This window comes from Synechococcus sp. ATX 2A4 (assembly GCF_024346375.1).
In the GTDB taxonomy this organism is placed as follows: domain Bacteria; phylum Cyanobacteriota; class Cyanobacteriia; order PCC-6307; family Cyanobiaceae; genus MW101C3.
Genome location: NZ_JAGQCV010000023.1, coordinates 1 through 8398, shown reverse-complemented (window position 1 = coordinate 8398; position 8398 = coordinate 1). Strand labels below are relative to the sequence as shown.

Genomic DNA, 8398 nt, shown 5'->3' with positions numbered 1-8398 from the left:
ATGCCGACACCCAGCTCGGCACTGACACCCTCATCGAAACTGCCGGCGCGGCCGGCGGCATTGATACCCTTGCCTTCAATGCCACCACCACGCGTGGTGTTGTCCTTGATCTACAACTCGCCACCCTTCAGACGGTTAACCCCAACCTCAGGCTTCAGCTCAACGCCGCCGATCGCTTTGAAAACATCAATGGCGGCACCCAGAGCGACAGCCTACGCGGCAACGCCCTCAACAACACCCTCCGCGGCTTTGGCGGCAACGACCGCTTAGAAGGCAGAGCCGGCAATGACACCCTCATCGGTGGCCCTGGCAACGACACCCTCATCGGCGGCAGCGGTGCGGATACCTTCCGTTTTGATGCCCCACTCAATGCCACCACCAATCGCGACACCATCACCGATTTCTCCATCGCCCAAGGTGATCGCATCGAACTCGAAAACAGTGTATTCACCGCACTTCCCACCACCGGCACACTCGCCCCCGCCGCCTTCCGCATCGGCGCCACCGCCACCATCGCTGCCCACCGCATCCTCTACAACAGCGCCACCGGCCTCCTCAGCTACGACAGCGATGGCAACGGCGGAACTGCGGCCATCGCCTTTGCCACGCTCACACCAGGCCTGGCGCTTACAAGTGCCAGCTTCTCGGTGACTTGAAGCACCGCCAAGGACACCGCCACTCACCCTGCTGGAGACCAGCGGGGTCTAGCAGCAGAGGGGAATGCCACGCCCATTCCCACTCCGCAACCTCCCACACGCCTACTGCCCTGCAAGAGAACCCCACCCACACCACATCTGGTGTGCCCGCCACCAACAAGGCCCTTCCATGGCCTTGATCTAGTGGTTTTCCCCTAGGCTGGAGGCCGCCACCCCACGCCCACCCCACGCCCTTGGCCTTCGTACCGCTTCACAACCACAGCGACTACAGCCTGCTGGACGGGGCCAGCCAGCTGCCGCAGATGGTGGAGCGCGCGGTGGAGCTGGGCATGCCGGCCCTCGCCCTCACCGACCACGGGGTGATGTATGGCGCGATCGAGCTGCTGAAGCTGTGCACCAAAGCCGGCATCAAGCCGATCATCGGCAATGAGATGTATGTGATCAACGGCTCGATCGAAGATCCGCAGCCGAAGAAAGAGCGCCGCTACCACCTGGTGGTGCTCGCCAAGAACGACACTGGCTACCGCAATCTGGTGAAGCTCACGAGCATCAGCCATCTGCGCGGCATGCGCGGGCGCGGCATCTTTGCGCGCGCCTGCATCGACAAACAATTGCTGCAGCAGTACAGCGAAGGACTGATCGTGGCCACCGCCTGCTTGGGCGGTGAGATTCCGCAGGCGATTCTGCGCGGCCGCCCGGATGTGGCGCGCGAGGTGGCCCGTTGGTATCAAGAACTGTTCGGGGAGGATTTCTACCTGGAAATCCAGGATCACGGCTCACCGGAAGACCGGATCGTGAACGTGGAGATCGTGCGCATCGCCGCTGAACTCGGCATCGAGTTGATCGCCACCAACGATGCCCACTACCTCACCAGCGGTGACGTGGAAGCGCACGACGCCCTGCTCTGCGTGCTCACCGGCAAGCTGGTCACCGACGAAAAGCGCCTGCGTTACACCGGCACCGAATACATCAAGAGCGAGGCGGAAATGGGCCGCCTGTTCGCCGATCATCTCGATGCCGCCGTGGTGGCCCGCGCCATCGCCAACACCGCCATGGTGGCCGAGAAGGTGGAGGCCTACGACATCCTCGGCCGCCAGCAGATGCCGTGCTTCCCGATCCCCGCTGGCCACACGGCGGTGAGCTATCTGCGCGAGGTGAGCGAGCAGGGGCTGCGCCAGCGGCTGGGGCTCTCGGCCGCCGAGCCGTTCACGCCGCTCTATGGCGAGCGGCTGGCCTTCGAGCTGCAGGTGATGGAGCAGATGGGCTTTCCCACTTACTTTCTGGTGGTGTGGGATTACATCCGCTATGCCCGTGAGCAGGGCATCCCGGTGGGTCCGGGCCGGGGCTCGGCGGCCGGCTCGCTGGTGGCCTATGCGCTTGGCATCACCGCGCTTGATCCGGTGGAGCACGGCTTGCTGTTCGAGCGCTTCCTCAACCCCGAACGCAAGTCGATGCCAGACATCGACACCGACTTCTGCATCGAGCGGCGCGGCGAGGTGATCGATTACGTCACCCGGCGCTACGGCGACGACAAGGTGGCCCAGATCATCACCTTCAACCGCATGACCTCCAAGGCGGTGCTGAAGGATGTGGCGCGCGTGCTCGACATCCCCTACGGCGACGCCGACCGGCTGGCCAAGTTGATTCCGGTGGTGAGGGGCAAACCGGCCAAACTCGCCGAGATGATCGGCCCAGAGTCCCCAGCGCCGGAGTTCCGGGACAAGTATGAAAACGACGCCAATGTGCGCCGCTGGGTGGACATGGCCCGCCGCATCGAAGGCACCAATAAAACCTTCGGTGTGCATGCCGCCGGCGTGGTGATCGCCGCCGAACCGCTCGATTCGCTGGTGCCGCTGCAGCGAAACAACGATGGCCAGGTGATCACCCAATACTTCATGGAAGATGTGGAGGCGATGGGGCTGCTGAAGATGGACTTCCTCGGCCTCAAGAACCTCACCATGATCGAAAAGACGGTGGATCTGGTGGAGCGGGGCAGCGGTGAACGCATCGACCCCGATGCCCTGCCGGCCAATGATCCCGGCACCTATGACCTGCTGGCCCGCGGTGATCTGGAAGGCATCTTTCAGCTGGAATCCAGCGGCATGCGTCAGATCGTGCGCGATCTCAAGCCCTCGTCGCTGGAAGACATCTCCTCGATCCTGGCGCTCTACCGCCCCGGCCCGCTTGATGCCGGCCTGATCCCCAAATTCATCAACCGCAAGCACGGCCGTGAAGCGATTGAGTTCGCCTGCCCGGCCCTGGAGCCGATCCTGAAGGAAACCTACGGGATCATGGTGTACCAGGAGCAGATCATGCGCATCGCGCAGGATCTGGCCGGCTACTCGCTGGGGGAAGCGGATCTGTTGCGCCGCGCCATGGGCAAGAAGAAGGTGTCGGAGATGCAGAAGCACAGCAGCCAGTTCGTGGAGGGGGCCACGGCCCGCGGTGTGAGCAGTGCCGTGGCGGAAAAGCTGTTCGAGCAGATGGTGCTGTTCGCTGAATACTGCTTCAACAAAAGCCACTCCACCGCCTATGGGGCGGTCACGTACCAAACCGCCTATCTCAAGGCGCATTACCCGGTGGCCTACATGGCCGCCCTGCTCACCGTCAACGCCAGCAGCACCGACAAGGTGCAGCGCTATATCGCCAACTGCCAGTCGATGGGCATCGAGGTGATGCCTCCCGATGTGAATGCCTCGGGCATCGACTTCACCCCCACCGGTGATCGCATCCTGTTCGGCCTCTCCGCCGTGCGCAACCTCGGTGATGGCGCCATCCGTCAGCTGCTCGAGGCCCGCCAGACGGATGGGCCTTTTGCGTCTCTCGCTGATCTCTGCGATCGCATCCCCACCCACCTGATGAACCGGCGGGCACTGGAATCATTGATCCACTGCGGCGCCCTCGATGCCCTGCAGCCCAACGCCAACCGCGCCCAGCTGATGGCGGATCTCGATCTGGTGCTGGATTGGGCGGGCTCGCGCGCCCGCGATCGGGCCAGCGGCCAGGGCAACCTGTTCGATCTGTTCGCCGCCCCGCCCACCGCTGGCGGCGCCAACGCAGGCGGTGGCGCTGGGGGTGGCGCTGGGGGTGCTGGCGGCGCGGATCACACCCTGGCCCCGAAGGCGGCTCCTGTGGCCGACTATCCACCAAAAGAGAAGTTGCGGCTGGAGAAGGAGCTGGTGGGCTTCTACCTCTCCGATCACCCGCTGCGCCAGCTCACGGAGCCGATGCGGCTTCTCTCACCGATCGGGCTAGCCACGCTCGAGGAGCAGGCCGACAAAGCGCGGGTGAGTGTGGTGGCGATGGTGCCGGAGATCCGCAATGTCACCACCCGCAAAGGTGATCGCATGGCGGTGCTGCAGATCGAAGACCTCACCGGCACCGCCGAAGCGGTGGTCTTTCCGAAAACCTTCGCGCGGCTCTGCGATCACCTGATGGTGGATGCACGGCTGCTGATCTGGGCGTCGGTGGATCGACGCGACGACCGCGTGCAGCTGATCGTGGACGATTGCCGCGCCATTGATGATCTGCAGCTGCTGCTGGTGGAGCTGGAGGCCGAGCAGGCCGCCGACATCGCCGTACAACATCAGCTGCGTGAGTGCCTGGGGCGGCACCGGCCCGAACCGGACGAAGCGGGCGTGCGGGTGCCGGTGGTGGCCTTGGTGAAGCTGCACGACCAGACCCGCTACGTGCGCTTCGGCCACCAGTTCTGCGTGCGCGATGGCGTGGCCGCCGTGGACACACTCCACGCCGCCGCTTTCACCGCCCGGCTGCACTCACCCCTGCAGCTGGCCTGAACCACCGCTGGCCTGATCTGAAGCTGGCCGGATGCCGATCTGCGCTCGGCATGGCTCAGGCCGATCGGCGCTCTGCATGGCTCAGGTGGCCCTGTTCTGGTTTCAGAGCGCCATCACAGCCCATATTTGCGCAATGTTTCCTGCCGGCAGATGCTTTCAGCCGCCTTGAGGTTGCTGTTGAAATCAAACTGCTTGAGAAAGCATTGGCAGGTGGATTGGGTTAAGCCTTCAGGCACGCTCTGGCCCGAGCGCCGCACTTCATTGGTCACAGCGAGCTGGCAGAAGTGCATGGCCAGGTTGCGGGCATCAATGGTCTGGGCCTGAATGTCCACCGGCAGCGCCGGCACCAAAGCGGATACCGCCATCACCACCTGAAGCCGAAAGGTTGCCAGCAGCCGGATCATGGAGCCAGAAGAGAGGGAATGAACCGTGCAGAAAGGCTTGGGCGCTCCATCAGATTCTGGAGCGCTGCAGCAACCGCAGCACAACGATCACCACAGCCACCACGAGAAACAGATGAATCAAGCCACCCAATGTGAACGAACTGACAAGACCCAGCAGCCACAACACAAGCAGCACAACGGCCACGGTTTCCAGCATGGGAGACACTCCTGGATGAATAAAGGTCGTGATCAGATTTCAATCATTGGTGTCCGCCTGCAGGCCTGTAAGCAAGGCCAGAAGGGAGATGAAGCGAGATGAAAAGACCCAGCACAGGAAAGTTCCCATGCCAGGCCTGTGCGCTTCAGGGCCGGATCACTTGATCTTGTCGGCGGCCTTGGAGGTGGCATCGCTCACTTTGTTAGCGGTCGATTTCACGCCCTCTTTGAGATCAGAGCCGGCCTGCATCGCTGCAGCCTGGACTTGTTTGGCCTGGCCTTTGAGCTTCTCGCCAGCATCGCCGGTGAGTTCGCCGTGGGCCGCTTCAAGCTGGCCTTCTGCTTGTTTGGCGGAGGCAGAGAGATCTTTGGACATGATTCTGGCGGCGAAGGGGGTAGGGGTCACGAAGCTGGTCAGAGCCATTGCTGGAGGCTCAAACATGCAGGAGGCGATCATCACGACCACCGCGAGAATCAGGGAAATCGGAAACCTCCGATCCATTCGTTTCATGGGCTCAATCTGCAAGGGCACCCCCAACAGCTAGCCAGCTCCCTCCACCGCCGCCGCGGACGCATCACGATCGCGCCATGAACGCACCACTGACGCACCGTTCCACGCCAGATCTGCAGCAGCTTTTGCCACGCCATGGCTTGGCGCGCTGCCGCTCAGCCGGGCGCCTTGCTGCCCTGGCGCATCGCCCGGATGGAGGCGCGCACGCGACTGATGTTCAAACCGATTTGCTCAAGGCCCAGCAGGCTGCCGGCAGCATCTTCCCAGCTGGCCGAGAGCACGCCATAGCTGAGCCCCAGCACGCCCAATAGGAACAGGCCGCCGGAAACCGCGAGGGTGAGCACCGGGGGCACGTCGTAGATGTTGCGGCTCACCAGCAGATAGCTGACCACAAACGCCGCCATGCCCAGGAAGGAGGGAACCCCCGTGGCCAGGGCGATGCGGCGCGCCATGCGGTTGGCCACGGCACGCGGAATCACTTTCGCCCCACTGGCCTTGGCCGGCTTGCCCGTTCCGGCCGTGGCAGAGGGGGCAAGGCCTGAGGCCTTCGGGCGGGGCTTGCGCTTGGCCGCCATGGTGTTGCTCAGCCCCGGATGCCGAGCCTGGCGATCAGCTGGGCGTAGCGATCTTCGCTCTGGGCGCGGAGATAGCCGAGCAGCCGCTTACGGCGCCCGATCATCTTCAACAACCCCTGGCGGGAGGAGAAGTCGTGCTTGTTCTGTTGCAGGTGACCGGTGAGCTGGGAGACCCGCTCGCTCAGCATCGCCACCTGCACCTCGACGGAACCGGTATCGGTGCCGTGGGTTTGGTGGGTGTTGATCAGTTCCTGTTTCTTGGTGGTATCGAGCGGCATGCCGGCGTCGGGCCCTGACGGTGCAAACAGACAACTTACCGCCCCATGGGCCCCCCTGGCCCGGGGGGAGTCAGGCGGCCTGCTGGGCCAGCCAGCGCAGGCTTTCGCGCAGCCAGGCATCGGGCCCTTCAGCCGGCTCCAGGCCGCTGCGCCCCACGGCGTGCAGCGCCCGGTTGATCTCCAGCGGCGCGTAGCCCAGCGCCTCCAGCGTGATCTGCACCTCGTCGCGGGTGGCGGCCAGGGGGGTGGTGCCGCCGTCTGCGGCAGTGTCATCGAGGCCGAAGGCCCCTTCGGCCAGCGCGCCCGCTCCCCCGAAGCTCTCGGCGAGCTTGCCGCGCAACTCCACCGCCAACCGCTCGGCCGTGCGCTTGCCCACGCCCGGCGCCTGGCAGAGCTTGCGCAGATCCGCCTGCACGATCGCGCGCACCAGCTCCTCGGGCGGATGGGCACCCAGCAGGGCCAGCGCCAGCTGGGGGCCCACGCCGCTGACCGCCACCAGCAAGCGGAACAGGTCCCGCTCCTGCCGCCCGCCGAAGCCGAACAGGGTCCAGCCGTCCTCGCGGATCGATTGGTGGATGTGGAGGGTGAGCGTCGCGCCCTCTCCCGGCAGCCGTTCCCAGTGGCGGCGGGTGAGCTGCACCTCGTAACCCACCCCCTGGCAGCAGAGCAGGAGGCCGCAGCGGTGTCCCTGCTGCCACTGTTCCGCCACAGCGCCCTGCAGCCAGCCGATCATGGGCACATCTTGAGGCGCCCCCATGCTGCCCGGTTCCCTCCCCTCCGCCAGTGCGCGGCCTGTGCTGCCGCCGCTGGGCGCCTGCCTGATCGCTCTGGCGCTCGGGCTGCTGCTGGCGCTCAGCGGCTGTCAGGGGGCGGGCCAGCCGTCGCAGCAGGTGCTGCTCGATGCCCTGGAGCTGCAGATCGCCCTCACCCAGCGCTCGATCGCCTCGGCCCTCGCCCTCGATCCCCCCGGAGCGCCCCAGGTGAGCCGGGTGCGCGTCAGCCACCAGGAGACGATCCCGATCGGCGATCGCCAGGGGCTGCACCTCAGCGGCCAGTTCGACTGGCGGCTCGCCAACGATCCCTACCGGGTGGACAGCGCCTTCGAGCTGTACCTGCTGCGCGGTGAGAAGGGGCAGAGCTGGCGCCTGGCGCGGCCCAGCGCAGACGGCGACCGCCCCGGCTGGCTGAGCGATCCACTGCCGTTGAAGGGGTAAGCGGGCTGAGCATGACGCGGTGGTCGAAGACCTGGGCGACGATCTCAGCCCGAACATCGCTCACGCTGCTGGCGAGGATTGCGAACGCTGGCTCTGAACCACTGAGGCGGAACCCTTTGCACTCGCTGAGGACGACAACGGACGCCTCAGCAGACGATGCCGGGGGATCCTGCAGGAAAAGTCTCGCGCGGGTCGCAGAACCGGTGATTGTGGCGTTGGAAGGCTCGAAAGCTTCGGCGCAGGGAAGGCTTGGACTCTCCTCCATCAGCAGCAGGATTTGATGGAGAGACCAGGACCGGAATAGAGAATTTCCGCCCAAAGTGGCAATGAGTCTTTCTAGGCAGTCACTGAAGCCATCGCGTTGAAAGGCTGAATCATGGTAGGAGTGGGAGACCAGCAAGGCCACTGCCACTTGGCGACCATGTGATCACAATTCAAGACTTTCGCGGGGAGGAGAGAAGTCTCTCAAGATGTATCGATGCGAACAGTTTTATGCGGAACCAGATCAATCGCCAAGGACCTGCAGGGGAATCAGAAAGACCAGTCCAAGACTGGAGTTTGGTCATGTTGCATTAGGGATTTCCCCGTTTATGCTGCAAAGAGACCTGAAAGGCGTTTTTCTGCGGATCCGCCCATTCAGCGTTGAACTAAGCCGCTACGCGGCAGATTCCAACAGCCAACTATAGCCCAGTCCCTCTTCAAGGGCAGCCATTGCGTCGCCGATGCGACCAGGTCACTTCGGCTTGCCATGGCGGTTGGCTGGGCCTC

Annotated in this window: 9 protein-coding genes; 3 read left to right on the top strand and 6 right to left on the bottom strand. The window is 64.3% G+C overall.

Translation table 11 applies throughout. The features are described from left to right. Positions 1 to 656 (top strand): calcium-binding protein (locus KBY97_RS14445; protein WP_255148018.1); only part of this gene is annotated, 656 nt, incomplete at its 5' end. Between the two features lie 233 nt (positions 657 to 889). Then, a complete protein-coding gene (locus tag KBY97_RS14440) occupies positions 890 to 4453 on the top strand; it encodes a DNA polymerase III subunit alpha (protein WP_255148016.1) in 3564 nt (1187 codons plus the stop codon). A 113-nt stretch (positions 4454 to 4566) separates the two neighbouring features. On the opposite strand, the gene KBY97_RS14435 is transcribed toward KBY97_RS14440, so the two are convergent. From KBY97_RS14435 to ruvA, 6 genes are all read right to left on the bottom strand, one after another. Further along, positions 4567 to 4800 carry a hypothetical protein gene (locus KBY97_RS14435; RefSeq protein WP_255148014.1) on the bottom strand — a complete coding sequence of 78 codons (234 nt, stop codon included), beginning with the start codon at positions 4798 to 4800 and terminating at the stop codon, positions 4567 to 4569. A gap of 106 nt (positions 4801 to 4906) precedes the next feature. Beyond that, the gene (locus tag KBY97_RS14430; protein WP_255148012.1) at positions 4907 to 5053 is read right to left on the bottom strand and encodes a lmo0937 family membrane protein; all 147 of its coding nucleotides are present in this window, start codon (positions 5051 to 5053) and stop codon (positions 4907 to 4909) included. A 156-nt stretch (positions 5054 to 5209) separates the two neighbouring features. Further along, positions 5210 to 5578, bottom strand: a complete 369-nt coding sequence (locus tag KBY97_RS14425; protein ID WP_255148010.1) for a CsbD family protein — start codon at positions 5576 to 5578, stop codon at positions 5210 to 5212. Positions 5579 to 5718: 140 nt separating this feature from the next. Further along, a complete protein-coding gene (locus KBY97_RS14420; protein WP_255148008.1) occupies positions 5719 to 6138 on the bottom strand; it encodes a PAM68 family protein in 420 nt (139 codons plus the stop codon). Between the two features lie 8 nt (positions 6139 to 6146). Then, the gene (gene rpsO / locus KBY97_RS14415) at positions 6147 to 6416 is read right to left on the bottom strand and encodes a 30S ribosomal protein S15 (protein WP_255148007.1); all 270 of its coding nucleotides are present in this window, start codon (positions 6414 to 6416) and stop codon (positions 6147 to 6149) included. 70 nt (positions 6417 to 6486) lie between these two features. Continuing rightward, positions 6487 to 7149, bottom strand: a complete 663-nt coding sequence (gene ruvA, locus KBY97_RS14410) for a Holliday junction branch migration protein RuvA (protein ID WP_255148005.1) — start codon at positions 7147 to 7149, stop codon at positions 6487 to 6489. Positions 7150 to 7171: 22 nt separating this feature from the next. Between ruvA and KBY97_RS14405 the strand changes: the two genes are divergently transcribed. Then, on the top strand, positions 7172 to 7630 hold the full coding sequence (locus KBY97_RS14405; RefSeq protein ID WP_255148000.1) for a hypothetical protein: 459 nt from the start codon (positions 7172 to 7174) through the stop codon (positions 7628 to 7630). Positions 7631 to 8398: the final 768 nt, after the last annotated feature.